The sequence below is a fragment of the Kitasatospora sp. NPDC029367 genome (assembly GCF_055569135.1).
Genome location: NZ_JBVHYH010000027.1, coordinates 59,091 through 74,571, shown reverse-complemented (window position 1 = coordinate 74,571; position 15,481 = coordinate 59,091). Strand labels below are relative to the sequence as shown.

General features: G+C 75.5%; 7 protein-coding genes, 1 tRNA gene and 1 pseudogene. 6 read left to right on the top strand and 3 right to left on the bottom strand.

Annotated features, from left to right (window positions below; all coding sequences use genetic code 11):
- Positions 1-55: 55 nt before the first annotated feature.
- The 4 genes from ACZ4W5_RS17390 (at position 56) to cobA (ending at position 8,023) form a co-directional block, all read left to right on the top strand.
- Positions 56-691, top strand: coding sequence for a GNAT family N-acetyltransferase (locus tag ACZ4W5_RS17390; protein WP_360230173.1), 636 nt, complete (start codon positions 56-58; stop codon positions 689-691).
- 153 nt (positions 692-844) lie between these two features.
- The gene (cbiE, locus tag ACZ4W5_RS17385) at positions 845-2,101 is read left to right on the top strand and encodes a precorrin-6y C5,15-methyltransferase (decarboxylating) subunit CbiE (RefSeq protein WP_360230171.1); all 1,257 of its coding nucleotides are present in this window, start codon (positions 845-847) and stop codon (positions 2,099-2,101) included.
- 483 nt (positions 2,102-2,584) lie between these two features.
- Complete coding sequence (cobT, locus tag ACZ4W5_RS17380; RefSeq protein WP_465655302.1) at positions 2,585-6,613, top strand: nicotinate-nucleotide--dimethylbenzimidazole phosphoribosyltransferase; 4,029 nt, start codon at positions 2,585-2,587, stop codon at positions 6,611-6,613.
- 162 nt (positions 6,614-6,775) lie between these two features.
- A complete protein-coding gene (gene cobA, locus ACZ4W5_RS17375) occupies positions 6,776-8,023 on the top strand; it encodes a uroporphyrinogen-III C-methyltransferase (RefSeq protein WP_465655301.1) in 1,248 nt (415 codons plus the stop codon).
- A gap of 71 nt (positions 8,024-8,094) precedes the next feature.
- On the opposite strand, the gene ACZ4W5_RS17370 is transcribed toward cobA, so the two are convergent.
- Positions 8,095-10,836 (bottom strand): SpoIIE family protein phosphatase, encoded by a 2,742-nt coding sequence (locus tag ACZ4W5_RS17370; protein ID WP_465655299.1) that lies wholly within the window; start codon positions 10,834-10,836, stop codon positions 8,095-8,097.
- Between the two features lie 89 nt (positions 10,837-10,925).
- On the opposite strand from ACZ4W5_RS17370, the gene ACZ4W5_RS17365 reads away from it, so the two are divergent.
- Entirely contained in the window at positions 10,926-11,732 is an 807-nt protein-coding gene (locus ACZ4W5_RS17365) for a TrmH family RNA methyltransferase (protein ID WP_360230163.1), read from the top strand.
- Positions 11,733-13,146: 1,414 nt separating this feature from the next.
- Here ACZ4W5_RS17365 and ACZ4W5_RS17360 read toward each other — a convergent pair.
- Positions 13,147-14,481 (bottom strand): annotated as a pseudogene (locus ACZ4W5_RS17360) (serine/threonine-protein kinase); the annotation flags it as partial.
- A 405-nt stretch (positions 14,482-14,886) separates the two neighbouring features.
- On the opposite strand from ACZ4W5_RS17360, the gene ACZ4W5_RS17355 reads away from it, so the two are divergent.
- A complete protein-coding gene (locus ACZ4W5_RS17355) occupies positions 14,887-15,087 on the top strand; it encodes a hypothetical protein (protein ID WP_360230161.1) in 201 nt (66 codons plus the stop codon).
- Between the two features lie 289 nt (positions 15,088-15,376).
- On the opposite strand, the gene ACZ4W5_RS17350 is transcribed toward ACZ4W5_RS17355, so the two are convergent.
- A tRNA-Val gene (locus ACZ4W5_RS17350) sits at positions 15,377-15,448 on the bottom strand.
- Positions 15,449-15,481 lie beyond the last annotated feature (33 nt).

The window sequence follows — 15,481 nt, the reverse complement described above, 5'->3', positions numbered from 1 at the left end:
GGGGCGCGACGGAGGCGTACGGTGTTGTGTTCACGACCCGGCGAGGAGAGACGGCATGGCAGCGAGCTTCCCCGAGACCGCCATCAGCACCGAGCGGCTGCTGCTGCGGCCCCTTGCGGAGGACGACGCCCCGGGGCTGGCCACCATGATGGCCGACGACCTCGTGCTCGCCTGGACCGATCTCCCGCACCCCTTCACCGAGGAGTACGCGACCGAGCTCGCCCGCACCCTCGCCCCCGCCCACCGCGCCCACGGCCGCGGCATCGTCTTCGCCGTCACCGAGCACCTCACCCAGCGCCTGGTCGGCCAGGTCGAACTGCGCAACACCGACTGGCGGCTGCGCAGCACCGAGATCTCCTACGTCACCGCCGCCTGGGCCCGCGGCGAGGGCTACGCCCCGGAGGCCGTCCTCGGCGTCGCCCAGTGGCTGTTCGAGGACCGCGGCTTCCTGCGCCTGGAACTGCGCACCGCCGCCGGGAACACCGCCGCCCAGCAGGTCGCCCAGAAGATCGGCGGCATCAGCGAGGGCGTGCTGCGCAGCGCCTGGATAGTCCGCGGCGAGTCCGGGGAGGTCGTCGCGGAGAGCCGCAGCGACCTGATCCTGTGGAGCCTCCTCCCGGAGGACCTGGAGTCGCCCGAACTGCACCGCGACGGCTGGCACGGCGACCACCGCTACGTGCTGCGCGACTGATCCGCCGGCGCCCTCCCCCGCTGGTCACCCCCCGTGGCGCGGACAGGTGTGCGAGTTGTCGACCTCAGGGGGACCGTACCCGGTAGCCTCTCCACCGGCGCCGCACAGCCGGCGCGACGAGTCGCGCAACGAGTCGAGGGAGAACGGCCGCAGATGGCTGACCGGATCACGGTCATCGGGTGGGACGGCACGCCGCTGACCGAGGCCGCCGGCGCGGCCCTCGCCGCGGCGACCCTGGTCGCCGGAGCCTCCTACCAACTGGACGCCCTCCCGGTGCCGGAGGAGGCCGAGCGGATCGCCCTCGGCAACATCCAGCAGGCCGCCCGGACGATCGCCGAGCACCGCGGCGCCGCCGTCGTGGTCGCCGAGGGCGACCCGGGCTTCTTCGGCGTGGTGCGCACCCTGCGCCGCCCCGAGTTCGGCCTCGAACTCGAGGTCCTGCCCGCCGTCTCCTCCGTCGCCACCGCCTTCGCCCGGGCCGGGATGCCCTGGGAGGACGCCCAGGTGGTCAGCGCCCACGGCGGTCGGCTGCGCCGCGCCGCCAACATCTGCCGCGCCCACCCCAAGGTCGCCGTGCTCACCGCCCCGGGCGCCGGTCCGGGCGAACTCGCCCTGATGCTGCGCGGGGTGCACCGGACCTTCGTGGTCTGCGAGGCCCTCGGCACCCCGGAGGAGGACGTCACCGTCCTCACCTCCGACCGGATCGCCGACCACGTCTGGCGGGACCCCAACGTGGTGCTGGTGATCGGCGGCGCCGCCCAGGCCGGCGCGGTCGGCGAGGCGGCCGGCTGGCTGGCCGGGCGCCCCCTGGGCTACCCCGGCGCGGAACGCGGCTGGGCGCTCCCCGGCGACGCCTACGCGGGCGCCGGGCGCACGGAGGGCGAGCCGGGCGCGTCGGAGGCACTTCCCGCGCACGTGCGCGCCCTGGTGCTGGCCCGTCTGGGTGCACGTCCCGGCGACCTGGTCTGGTCGGTCGGCGCGGGCAGCGGCGCCCTCGCGGTGGAGGCGGCCCGGTTCGGCGCCGCCGTGGTCGCGGTCGAGGCCTCCCGCTCGGCCTGCGCCCGGCTCGCCGTCAACGCCCGCCGGTACGGGGTCGAGGTGGAGACGGTGTACGGGCAGGGGCCCGAGGTGCTGGGCGGACTGCCGGAGCCCGACGCGGCGGTGGTGGAGTCCGCCGACCTGGACGTGGTGCGCGCGGTGCTGGCCCGCAGGCCGGAGCGGTTCGTGGCGGTGGCCCGGACCTTCGCCGAGGCCGAGGAGGTTCACCGGGCCATCGTCGGGGCCGGCTACCGGGCGGACGGCGCGCTGCTGCAGTCGACCCCGCTGCGGGCCGGCGAGGAGGGCGGCGCACTGGCGCTCGGGGCGGGCGAGGGCGGCGCGCTGCTGCTCTGGGGTGAGCAGATCGTGTGAAGGCCTCGGGTGCGGGCCGGGGCCGCCGGACGTACCGCGCGGTGATCCAGGTCGCATCCGGACACCGATTCGAGAGGTCACCGCGCCGGGCCGGTAGTGTGGCTCACAGACGGCTCCAGCCGCCTACGACCCACCCGATTCGGTCGGTTTGTCACCTTTTTGACGCGGTGCAATCCGGTTCCGCTCGGAGTGTGGGCAATTCGACGGGCCGCGTGCCGGACCTGGAGAATGCCGTAGGGTCCGGTGCGGTCGTGCCGGTTGCTCCGGGTTGTCGTTGATTCAGATGGTGCACCGCCTTCACCGGTGGTGCCCGGGCCGGGGTGCCGCAGCGCGCCGGAAGGACTTGGGCCGCAGCGCCACGGCGCGGCGGCCACGTGTGGTTGAGGGGCGGGTCGGTGCAGGCCCGGCCCGTGCGGATGGGCGCTGCGGTCGGTGGATCGCGTCGCCAAGGGGCGCGGCAGCGGCCTGGAAGGAGCTTTGACAATGACCGATGGCGGCCACGTCCCGGGCGAGGGACTGCCGGAGCACCTGCACGCCGGGCCCGACCCGCTCGGCGGACCGGAGGGCGTCGCGGGCGTTGCACCTCTGCAGGGCGTCGCGACCGACGGCGGCGTGATCCCCAACCCGGCGGCGCCGCTCGGCGGCCTGCCGGGCGCGATGCCCCCCGGCGCGGGCGTGATCCCGCCGCAGGGCCAGCCGAACTTCACCACCCCCGGCGTGCCGGCCCCGGCCGCCCCGGGCGACGGCTGGGCCGTCGACCAGGGCGCCCAGCGCCCGTCCTTCCACTTCGTCGACCAGCCGGACGGGCTGGACGACGAGGACGATGTCCTGCTGATGCCCGGCCCGCAGGGCTCCTGGGGAGCCGAGCAGCCCCCGTTCGCGCAGCCGGACGGCACCCCGGTCGAGCCCTCCTGGCCGCCGGTCGACCCGCCGGTGCTCGGCGGCGAGCAGTTCCAGCAGCAGCCGTCGCAGGCCGCCCAGGCGCAGCCGTACCCGCAGCAGCCGATGACGCAGGCTCAGCCGCCGCGCCGCCCGCTGCACGCCGGCCCGCCGATCCCGGACCCCTCGCTGATGACCGGCCAGGTGCCGGTCCGTTCGCTGGCCGACCGCGGCCCGTCGCAGGGCGGCACGCCCGCGCACGGCATCCCGGTCGTCGGCCGGCCGCCGATGGGCGAGCCCGTCGCGCCGGTTCCGGGCGTCGTGCCGCAGGCAGCCCCGGTGGCGCCCGCCGCGCCGGTGCCGCCGGCTCCCTCCACGGTCGAGGGCGGGCCGGAGGTTCACCAGGTCGCCCAGGCCCAGGGTTACCAGCAGGTGCCGCTGGGCTCGCCGCCGGTCGAGGGCCTGATGGCGGTCGAGGCGATCGGCGCCATCGAGGTGATCGAGGTCGTCGGGACCCCGGACGCCGTCCCGGCCGCGCCGCTCGCCGAGGGCGTCCCGGCCCAGCCGGCCGCCGAGGCCGCTCAGCAGGGCCCGGCCGTCGTGGTCGAGCCGGTCGCGGCGGTCGAGCAGGTCGAGCCGGTCGCGGCCGAGACGGTCGGTCAGCCGGCCGCCGAGGCGGTCGTGGTGGAGAGCCCCGCGGTCGAGGCCGTGGTCGTCGACGCCCCCGTCGTGGAGACCGCCGCCGTGGAGACCGCCGCCGTGGAGACCGCCGCGGTCGACGGTGCCGCCGTCGAGGTCGTGGCGGTCGAAGGGGTCGAGGGTACCGGCGAGGCCGCCGCGCCTGTCGAGCCGTCCGAGGCGGCCGCTCCGGCCGGTCAGCCGCGCCGGATCTCCGCCTTCCTCGCCGCGCCGACCCCGCACGGCCTGCCCAAGGTCGAGGCGGCCCAGCAGGCCCCGGTGGCCGTCGAGGCGGCCCAGGAGCAGCCCGTCCCCATAGCGGCCGCCGAGCCGGTCCAGGCTGAGGCCGTCGCCGTCCAGGCCGAGCCCGTCGAGGCGGTCCAGGAGGCCGGACAGCCCGCCGAGGCCGCGCAGGCGGTCGTCGCGGAACCGGTGGCGGAGACCGCGGCCGGCACCGGCGAGATGCCCTCCGGGCAGGTCGTCGCCGAGGCCGCCGAGCAGGAGCCCGCCGCCGAGCCGGTCCAGGCCGAGGCCGTCGCCATCCAGTCCGAGGCCGTCGCCGTCGAGGCCGCCGGTGCCGAGCCGGTCGCCGAGCAGCCGCAGCACCCGGAGCAGGCGGAACAGCCGCAGCAGCCGCAGCCGCAGCCGCAGCCGCAGCCGGAGGCCGTCCCGGCCGAGCCGGCCGCGGAGACCCCGGCCGAGCCGGTCCCCGGGCAGCCGGAGCAGGCCGAGCAGCAGCCGGCCGCTGAGCAGGTTGCCGCAGAGCAGCCCGCCGAGGCGGAGGCCGCGCAGCCCGTCGAGGCCGTCGCCCCCGGGGCCGAGCAGCAGCCCGCCACCGAGCCGGCCGCCGAGGCCGCCGAACAGCCGGTTGCCGAGGTCACCGCGACCGCCGAGACCGCCGAGGTTGTCGAGCAGCCCGCCGAGGCCCCGGCCGCGGAGCAGCCGCAGCCGGAGCAGCCCGAGCAGCCCGAGCAGCCCGGGGCCGACCAGCCGCAGGCCGAGCCCGCCGCCGTCGCCGCCGGAGCGGAGGCCGTCCAGGAGGAGGCCCCCGCCGCCGAGCAGCCGCAGCCCGAGGCCCCGGCCGCCACCGAGCAGCCGCAGGCCGAACAGCCCGCTGACCAGCAGCCTGAGGCGGCCGTCGAGCCGACCGACGCCCCGGCCGCCGAGGCCGAGCAGCCCGCCGAACCCGCCGAGCCCCGCGGCCCCGCCGCCCCCGGCTACGACGAGGCCGGCCGCGACGCCGTCCACCAGGTGATCCGCGAGCGCCGCGACATCCGCAACGGCTTCCGCCCCGACCCGATCCCGCACGAGGTGCTGATCCGCGTCCTGGAGGCGGCCCACACCGCGCCCAGCGTCGGCTACTCCCAGCCCTGGGACTTCGTGGTCATCCGCTCGGCGAAGACCCGCAGGAAGATGCACGCCCTGGCCGAGCGCCAGCGCGAGGCGTACGCGGACTCGCTGCCGAAGGGCCGGGCCAAGCAGTTCCGGGAGATCAAGATCGAGGCGATCCTCGACACCCCGGTGAACATCGTGGTCACCGCCGACCGCACCCGCGGCGGCCGGCACACCCTGGGCCGGCACACCCAGCCGCAGATGGCCCCGTACTCGGCCGCGCTGGCCGTGGAGAACCTCTGGCTGGCCGCCCGCGCCGAGGGCCTGGGCGTCGGCTGGGTGAGCTTCTTCGACGACGAGGAGCTGGTCCGCGAGCTCGGCCTGCCCGAGCACCTGGAGGTCGTCGCCTACCTGTGCGTCGGCTTCGTCGACGAGTTCCCGGACGAGCCGGAGCTGGAGCAGCAGGGCTGGGCCAAGAAGCGCCCGCTCGCCTGGGTGGTCCACGAGGAGCAGTACGGCAACCGCGCGCTGCCCGGCGAGGAGCCGCAGAACCTGCTCGCCGACACCCTGCGCGGAATCCGCCCGCTGGACGCCAAGGCACTCGGCGAGGCCTGGGACCGCCAGAAGCGGATGACCAAGCCGGCCGGCTCGCTCGGCATGCTGGAGATCATCTCCGCCCAGCTGTGCGGCCTCTCCCGCAAGTGCCCGCCGCCGATCCCGGAGCCCGCCTGCGTGGCGATCTTCGCGGGCGACCACGGTGTGCACGCCCAGGGCGTCAGCCCGTGGCCGCAGGAGGTGACCGCCCAGATGGTCGGCAACTTCCTGGCTGGGGGAGCGGTGATCAACTCCTTCGCCAAGCAGATCGGCACCGAGGTCTGCGTGGTGGACGTCGGCGTCGCCGCCGAGCTGCCGCAGGCCGTCCAGCAGGGCCGGGCCACCGGCCTGCTGCCGCGCAAGGTCAAGCCCGGCACCGACGACATGACCCAGGGCCCGGCGATGACCCGCGAGGAGGCCCTCCAGGCCATCGAGGTCGGCATCGAGACCGCCCGCGACCTGGTCGCGGCGGGCAACAAGGCGCTGGTCACCGGCGACATGGGCATCGCCAACACCACCGCCTCGGCCGCCCTGATCTCGGTGTTCACCGGCCTCGACCCGGCCGAGGTCACCGGCCGCGGCACCGGCATCGACGACGAGACCCACGCCCGCAAGATCGAGGTCATCCGCGCCGCGCTGGCCCTCCACCAGCCCGACCCGAACGACCCGATCGGCGTCCTCGCCGCCGTCGGCGGCCTGGAGCACGCGGCCATCGCCGGCTTCCTGCTGGGCGCCGCCTCGCTGCGCACCCCGGTGGTGCTGGACGGCGTGATCGCCGGTTCGGCCGCGCTGGTCGCCAAGGCCATCGCCCCCGAGGTACTGGCCGCCTGCATCGCCGGCCACCGCTCCGCCGAGCCCGGCCACCAGGCCGCGCTGGCGAAGCTCGGCCTGCGTCCGCTGATCGACCTGGACTTGCGGCTCGGCGAGGGCACCGGTGCCCTGCTGGCGCTGCCGCTGGTGCAGAGTGCGGCCCGCGCGATGCACGATGTAGCCACCTTCGACTCCGCCGGAGTCACCGAGAAGGCCTGACGCGCCGCTTCACCTCACCGCTCCGCGGACCGGCCCGAGGGCGCGCCGGCCCGCGGAGCGGCGTATCTCCGTACCGCCCCACACCCTCGTCCCTCCGTACCGCCCCACACCCTCGTCCCTCCGTACCGCCCCACACCCTCATCCCGATCAGGAGCACCGCCGATGAGCGCGCCCACCCCGCACCCCAGCACCGAGGGCCGGACCCCCTACCCGGTGGGCCTGCTGCTGGCCGGCCGTCGCGTCGTCGTGGTCGGCGGCGGACAGGTCGCGCAGCGGCGGCTGCCCGCGCTGATCGCCTCCGGCGCCGACCTGCACCTGATATCCCCGGCCACCACCCCGGCCGTCCAGGCCATGGCCGACGCGGGTGAGCTGACCTGGCACGCCCGCCCGTACGCGGACGGCGACCTGGCCGGTGCCTGGTACGTCCTGGTGGCCACCGACGACCCGGCGGTCAACCCGGCGGTCAGCGCCGAGGCCGAGCGCGAGCGGGTGTTCTGCTCCCGCAGCGACGACGCCTCCGCCGCCTCCGCCTGGACCCCGGCCAGCGGCCGTGACGGCGGCGCCACCGTCGCGGTGCTCACCGGCGACCCGCGCCACTCCGCCGCCCTGCGCGACGCCGTCGTCGGCGGCCTGCGGGACGGCTCGCTGGCCGCCCGCTCGTACCGCACCCGTGGTGCCGGCGTCGCCCTGGTCGGCGGCGGCCCGGGCGACCCTGACCTGATCACCGTGCGCGGCCGCCGACTGCTCGCCGACGCCGACGTGGTGGTCGCCGACCGCCTCGCCCCGCGCGAACTGCTCGCCGAGCTGCCCGAGCACGTCGAGGTGATCGACGCCGCCAAGATCCCCTACGGGCGCCAGATGGCCCAGGAGGCGATCAACCAGGCGCTGATCGACCACGCCAAGGCCGGGAAGTTCGTGGTCCGCCTCAAGGGCGGCGACCCGTACGTCTTCGGCCGCGGCGGCGAGGAGCTGCTGGCCTGCGCCGAGGCGGGCATCCCGGTCACCGTGGTGCCCGGCATCTCCAGCTCGATCAGCGTCCCGGAGTCGGCCGGCATCCCGGTCACCCACCGCGGCCTGACGCAGGAGTTCACCGTGGTCTCCGGCCACGTCGGCCCGGACGACCCCCGGTCGGTCACCAACTGGACGGCCGTCGCCGGGATGACCGGCACCCTGGTGCTGCTGATGGCCGTGGACAAGATCGGCGCGATCGCCGCCAAGCTGGTCGAGCACGGCCGCCCGGCCGACACCCCGGTCGCGATCGTCCAGGAGGGCACCACCGCCGCCCAGCGCCGGGTGGACGCCACCCTGGCCACGGTCGCCGCCGTGGTCGAGGCCGAGGGCGTCAAGCCCCCGGCGGTCATCGTGGTCGGCGAGGTGGTCAACGTCCTGGCCGCCGCCTTCCAGCGGTAGCGAGCCCACGGAGCGGGAAGTCCCACGGAACGGGAAGTCCCACGGAGTGGGAAGTCGGCCGGTCCGACTTCCTACTCCAACGGCTGCTCCGTCCAGATGACCTTCCCGGTCGCCGTGTAGCGCGTTCCCCAGCGGTCCGCGAACTGCGCGACCAGGAACAGCCCGCGCCCGCCCTCGTCCTCGGTCGCCGCGTACCGCAGGTGCGGCGAGGTGCTGCTGCCGTCCGACACCTCGCAGATCAGCGAGCGGTCGAGGAGCAGCCGCACCCGGATCGGCCCGGAGCCGTACCGGATCGCGTTGGTCACCAGCTCGCTCAGGATCAGCTCGGTGACGAACGCCGCCTCGTCCAGCCCCCAGTCCGCCAGCCGCCGGGCCACCTGCGCCCGGACCACCCGCACCGCCGCCGGGTCGGCGGGCACGTCCCACTGGGCGACCCGGTCCGGCGACAGCACCTTGGTCTCCGCCACCAGCAGCGCGATGTCGTCCTGCGGGTTCGCCGGCAGCATCGCCCCGAGCACGTCCGCACAGGTCTGCTCGGGCGTCCGCGGTGGCCCGCTCAGCGTCGTCCGCAGCAGCTCCAGGCCCTCGCCGATGTCCCGCTCGCGGTCCTCCACCAGCCCGTCCGTGTACAGCACCAGCCGACTGCCCTCGGCCAGCTCCAGCTCGACGGTCTCGAACGGCAGTACCGCCAGCCCCAGCGGCGGCCCGGTCGGCAGCTCCGGATACGTCACCCGGCCCTGGGGGTCCACCACGGCCGGCGGCGGGTGCCCGGCGGCGGCCACCGTGCAGCGCCGCGACACCGGGTCGTAGATCGCGTACAGGCAGGTCGCCCCGGTCAGGCCGGCGCTACCGGAACCGCCCGCCTCCTCCTGGTCGATCCGGTTCACCAGTTCGTCCAGGTGGCCCAGCAGCTCGTCCGGCGGCAGGTCCAGCGTGGAGAAGTTGTGGATCGCCGTGCGCAGCCGCCCCATCGTCGCCGCCGCGTGCAGCCCGTGCCCGACCACGTCGCCGACCACCAGCGCCACCCGGGCGCCCGGCAGCGGGATCACGTCGAACCAGTCCCCGCCCACCCCGGCCTGGGCCGGCAGGTAGCGGTGCGCCACGTCCAGCGCGTTCTGCGCCGGCAGGCTCCGCGGCAGCAGGCTGTGCTGCAGGGTCACCGCCATCGCGTGCTCCCGGGTGTACCGGCGGGCGTTGTCGATGCACACCGCCGCGTGCGCCACCAGCTCCTCGGCCAGCGTCAGGTCCTCCGGCTCGAACGGCTCGGCGCGGTCCGCCCGCCAGAACCGGGCCACCCCCAGCAGCACCCCGCGTGCCCGCAGCGGCACCCGCACTAGCGAGTGCACCCCGTACGCCAGCGCCCGCGCCGAGCGCTCCGGGTCCTGCTCCCGCCAGCCCTGCGCCTCGGCCAGCCGCGGCTCCAGCCCGGGCGTGCCGCTGTCCAGCGCCGCGGCCAGCGGGGTGGCCGGCACCACCTCCAGGACCGTCCCCACCGGGTGGAACGGGGCGTCGTCCCTGATCCCGGCGAGCGCGGTACGGCGCATCCGGCCCAGCGAGCCGACCCGCGGCGGCTCCTCGCCCGCCAGGACCTGCTCGGCCAGGTCCACCGTGACGAAGTCCGCGAACCGCGGCACCGCGACCTGCGCCAGCTCCTCCGCGGTCCGGGTCACGTCCAGCGAACTGCCCACCGTCACCCCGGCGTCGTACAGCAGCCGCAGCCGCCGCTGCGCGCCCTCGGCCCGGCCGGTCAGCGCCATCAGCTCGGTGGAGTCGCGCAGCGTGGCGACGCAGCCGGGCGGGCCGCCGTCCCGGTCGGTCAGCCGTACGTTCACCGCGAGCAGCCGCTCCCCGGCCAGCACCACCTCGTCGCTCACCGGCCGGTCGGCGGTCAGCAGCTCCAGCGGCGCGGGCTCCAGGCCCAGCTCGGTCACCGGACGGCCCTCGGCGTCCGGCGGCAGGTCCAGCAGTCGGCGTGCCTCGTCGTTGCAGAGCAGCAGCCGCCCGTCCCCGCCGACGATCATCACGCCCTCGCGCACCGCGTGCAGCACCGCCGCGTGGTGCTCGTACATCCGGGTCATCTCGACCGGGCCCAGCCCGTGCGTCTGCCGTCGCAGCCGCCGGCTGATCAGCGCCGTCCCCAGGGTGGCCAGCCCTATCGCGCCCGCCGCGGCGCCCAGGACCAGCGGCAGCTGGCGCTCGCTCGCGGTGGACACGTGGCTCAGGGTGACCCCCGCCGAGACCAGCCCGACCACCGAACCGTCCGGCGCGTACACCGGGACGACCGCCTGCACCAGCGGCCCCAGCGTGCCGGTGAGGTGCTGGGTCACCACCTGGCCGTGCAGCGCCGGCTGGTACGTGCCGATGAACTTCTGGCCGATCCGGGCCGGATTGGGGTGGGTGTAGCGGATGCCCTGGTTGTTCAGCACCACGATGAAGTCCACGCCCGAGGAGATCCGCGCGGACTGGGCCTTCGGCTGGAGGATCGCGGTCGGATCGGGGGAGCGCAGCGCGTCCACCATGCCCGGTGAGTTGGCGAAGGCCTGGGCGACCGCCACCGACCGGTTGCTCGCCTCGTGGTCGGCGTCGTTGTGCGACTGCACCACCAGTGCCACCGCGGCCCCCGCCACCAGCAGCAGCACGATCAGGATCTGCAGCGCGAACACCTGCCCGGCCACCGACCAGTGCCGGGCCGGTCTCGACCGCTTCGCGTGCGGCAGCTCTAGCCGACCGTGTGGGCGCCCACCGGGGGAGCCGGCGTCGCCGGTGGCACCAGAGGCCGACGGAGCCCAGGATCGGCCCGGATTTCGGGCCATACCGTCATATTTGCACTCCGAGTAGCCCGCGACCACCCCGTCACCTCCGCCGTTTGGCCTTCCCCGCCCCGGCTTGGCAAGATCACAGGGTGTCCGAACCCAGCACCATCACCGACCCGGCCGACCCGCGCCTCGCCGACTACACCGGCCTGACCGACGTCGAACTGCGCCGTCGCCGCGAACCCGCCGAGGGCCTGTTCATCGCCGAGGGGGAGAAGGTCATCCGCCGCGCCCTCGCGGCCGGCTACCGGATGCGGTCGATGCTGCTGACCGCCAAGTGGCTCGACGTGATGGCCGACGTCATCGCCGAGGCCGACGCCCCGGTCCACGTCGTCGAACCCGGCCTGGCCGAAGCCGTCACCGGCTACCACGTCCACCGCGGCGCCCTGGCCTCGATGGAGCGCAAGCCCCTCCCGGACGCCGCCGACCTGCTCACCGGGGCCCGCCGGGTCGCCGTCCTCGAAGGCCTGGTCGACCACACCAACCTCGGCGCCATCTTCCGCAGCGCCGCCGCCCTCGGCATGGACGCCGTCCTGCTCTCACCCGACTGCGCCGACCCGCTGTACCGCCGCGCGGTCAAGGTCTCCATGGGCGCCGTCTTCGCGGTTCCGTACGCCCGCCTCGACCCCTGGCCGGCTGCCCTCGACACCGTCCGCGAGGCCGGCTTCACCCTGCTGGCCCTCACCCCCGCCGACACCGCCGTCGACCTCGCCACCCTCGCCCCCCACACCCTCCCCAGGACCGCCCTCCTCCTCGGAGCCGAAGGCGACGGCCTCACCCCCCGGGCCATCGCCGCCGCCCACCACCCGGTCCGCATCCCGATGGCCCACGGCATCGACTCCCTCAACGTCGGCGCCGCCGCCGCCGTGGCCTTCTACGCCGTCACCACCCCCTGACCCGCACGGAGCCCCCACCACCAAAAGTCGCCCCGCCCGACTTCCTGTACGGTCCACAGCCGGCCCCGCCGCCCGCCCGGTGACTCCACCACCGCCCCGGGCTGCCCACCAACCCTCACCGGGCACCAGAAGTCGGCCAGCCCGACTTCCTGTGCGGCGCCAGGGCCTTCCACCTGCCCAAGCTCGGTCCCGCTCCAAAGCCCGGCCCCGGCGCCCGCCCGGCGACTCCGCCACCACCTCTGGCTGGCACCAGAAGTCGGCCGGTTCGACTTCTGGTGCGCCCCCCGGAGCTTTCACCCGCTCAACTCCGGCGCCCCCGGCCGCCGCCTCCGGCCGACGCCAGAAGTCGGCGAGCCCGCCTTTTGGCGCCCGCCGCCCAGCCCCGCACCGGCTACCTCACCACCGGGACCCTGCCCGACTTCTCGCCAACGCCCCAGGCTGCCGACCAACCCCCACCGGCACTAGAAGTCGGCCAGCCCGACTTCCTGTGCGGCGCCCAGGGCCTTCCACCTGCCCAAGCTCGGTCCCGCTCCCTAGCCCAGCCTCGGCGCCCGCCCGGTGGCTCCGCCACCACCTCTGGCTGTCACCAGAAGTCGGCGAGCCCGACTTCCTGTGCGGCCTCCCCTTCTGCCCACTTTCCCAGGCCCGATGTTGCCGCTGCTGTGCCGGAAGCCGCTCTGCGAAGCCTGGCACCGCGCCGGAAGTCGGCCGGGCCGACCTCCTATGCGCCCGCCGCCTGCGTCGCGCCGTTCACCTCATGCCCCTGGCACAGGGCGAGGCACCAGAAGTCGGCTGGGCCGACTTCTGGTGCCTGCAAGCCTGCTCAGCCCGTCGGGGCGGTGGGTGGGGCCGGGGCGGCGGCCGGGGGAGGGGTGGTGGGGCCGGTGCCGCCGGAGGCGCCGGCGCCGGGCCAGGACTCGTCGAGGGTGCCGTCGGCCCGCGCGGTGTAGCGGGTGGAGATGATCGCGCCGGTGGCGGCCACGCGCTCCTCGCGGACGACGGCGCTGCCGTCCAGGCGCCAGGTGGCGGTGGCCTGCGGGTCGGCGGTGGAGGTGCGGGAGGTGGTCGCCACGGGGGAGTCCCCGACGAAGGTGTAGAGCTGGACGAGGTCGACCGGTGCCGAGCCCTCCACCCGCCGTAGCACCACGACCGCGGCCGGCTGACCCTTGTACCGGGCGGGCAGGACGGCGCTCAGCGCGACCTGCGGCCCGCCGCCGACCGAGCGGCCGTCCTTCAAGGTGACGGCGGGCCCGCCCGCCCCGTCGGGGTAGCTGCGGTTGGGCCAGTCCACCACGGGCCCGGGCCCCTGCGCGGGCGCCAACGCGCTGTCCGCGGTGCCGCGCGCGGCGGCCGGGAGCGGGGTCGGCGAGGCCTGCGGCGCGACGTCCACGGAAGTCCCGGGCACGGCCAGCTCGCCGCCACCGGCGCCACCGCCCGTCGCGCTCTGCCCGACCACCGGTCGCGCCCCCTGGTTGCTCCGGTTCTCGCAACCCTGCGCCGCCGCGATGGCCAGCGCGACGCCGATCGTCACGGTGACGAAGACGACCAGCCGCTGCCGCAGCAACCGCTGCCGTGCCGTGCCGGGCCGTCCGCCGGGTGCGGGGGTGTGCTGCCGGTCCCGGGGGCGGGGTCGGGCCGGCGGCGGGGTCTGCGAGCGGTCCCGCAGCCGGCGGGTGACGGGCGTGGCCTCGGGCCGGGGGAGCGGGCCGCCGTGCGGGCGCCGCGCGGAGCCTGCGGGCGCCTGCCCACCCGGTCGGCCGGCACCGGCCCGGGCCCGCGCGGCCGGTGCCGCGGGTTCGGGTGAGCGCCCGGGGCCCGGTACGCCCTGCCGCCCGTTCTCCTGCTGAGGGGCCTGCGGCGCCGCCGTCGCACCGGCGGGTGCGGCAGCCGCCGTTCCCCGTCTGACCCCGCGTCCGCCGGCGGCGGCCGTGCCGCGGGCCGCCAGTTCGCTGAGCCGCTCGTGCAGGGCGGCCGCGCCGGGCCGCTCGGCGGGTTCCTTGGCGAGGCAGGCCCGGATGAGCGGGGCGAGCTGCGGGGGGACGGCCGACAGGTCGGGTTCCTCGTGGACGACCCGGTAGAGCATCACCTCGGAGGACGCCCCGGAGCCGAACGGGGTGTCCCCGGTGAGCGCGTACGCGAGGGTGGCGCCGAAGGCGAACACGTCGGTGGCCGGGGTGACGGCGACGCCGCGGACCTGTTCGGGGGCGAGGAAGCCGGGGGAGCCGACGGCGGTGCCGACATGGGTGAGGGTGCTGGCGCCGCGTGACCAGGCGATGCCGAAGTCGATGATCCGCGGGCCGCGCGGGGAGAGCAGGATGTTGGAGGGCTTGAGGTCGCGGTGGACGACCCCGGCCTCGTGCACCTTGACCAGCCCGTCGGCCAGGGCGGCGCCGATCCGGGCGGCTTCGGGCCAGCTCAGCGGCCCTTCGTCCCCGACCCGCTTGTAGAGGGAGGGGCCGGGGACGTAGGCGGTGGCCAGCCAGGGGCGGTCGGCCTCGATGTCGGAGCCGACCACCCGGGCGGTGCAGCCGCCCCGGATCCTGGAGGCGGCGGCGATCTCGCGGGCGAAGCGGGTGCGGAACTCCTGGTCCTCGGCGAGTTCGGCGCGGATGAGCTTGAGCGCGACGCGCTGGCCGCGGCGGTCGGAGCCGAGGTAGACCACGCCCATGCCGCCGGCTCCCAGTCGCCGGTGCAGGCGGTACGGCCCGACGATGCGGGGGTCCTCACGCCTCAGCCGCATCATCGCCATGTCTCGTTCCCCGTCAGCCTGTGGGTGAGGCCCCGTCGGTTGGGGCATCGTCAGTTCCTGTCCGGCACAGCTTACGGACTGCCCGCTGCGGTGTGCTGATACGCAACACCTCGAGCCACCGTGCGATTGTCCGATCTTGAGCTGAGCAGCAGGTCACAGGGGTGCCGAATCGTTTCTCGGGGTTGCCCCTCAGGGTTCCCCCGGGGACCGTGTGAGACCTTCCTCCCCCTCCGGTAGTACGCCTTGAGTCTGAGCGTCATCCTCCGGGATGCCCGAGGAACAGTACGACGGCATGACGCCCGGAAGGCCCCCGGCCAATAGCGTTGTGTCCAGCGGTGGACGGGAAACTCGTCCCCCGAGGTAAGCCGTCCACCGCGCCAACTCGACCGGATCAGGAGCAGGGCCATGGCATCGCAGCAGACGGGAACCACCCGCCGGCGTCGACCGCCCTTCATCCAGCCCCAGTCCGCCGAGCGACCCACCCGGCACCCCGCCGTCGCGCTGGCCATGGCCCTGCCGTGCGCCGTGCTGCTGGTGATGCTGTTCGGCGGGTGGGAGCAGATGGCGAACCAGGCCGAGGCCCTGGCCGATCTGATCGGCCGCTGAGGGAGACGGCGCCGCCGGCAAGGCCATCAGGAAAAACACCAGAACGGGCACTGTTCCCCTGGGGACGGGGAGCAGTGCCGCCGGGGAGGCCGCGGGCCGCGATGACACGCGGACGGGCGAGAGCGGTCCGCAGAGCACCCCGGCAGGCGGAGACGCCGCGTACGGACGTCGGTGAGGGCGACCGTACGCGGCGCTTCTCCGCCGTACGCGGCACTTCTCCGCCCGCTTCCCCCGAACACAAAAAGACCGAGGCCGCGACCCTGACGGATCGCGGCCTCGGCCGTTACTGTGCGCGATACTGGGATTGAACCAGTGACCCCTACCGTGTCAAGGTAGTGCTCTCCCGCTGAGCTAATCGCGCCTGGTGTGGCGGTTGTGCAGCGAGCCTCGAAGG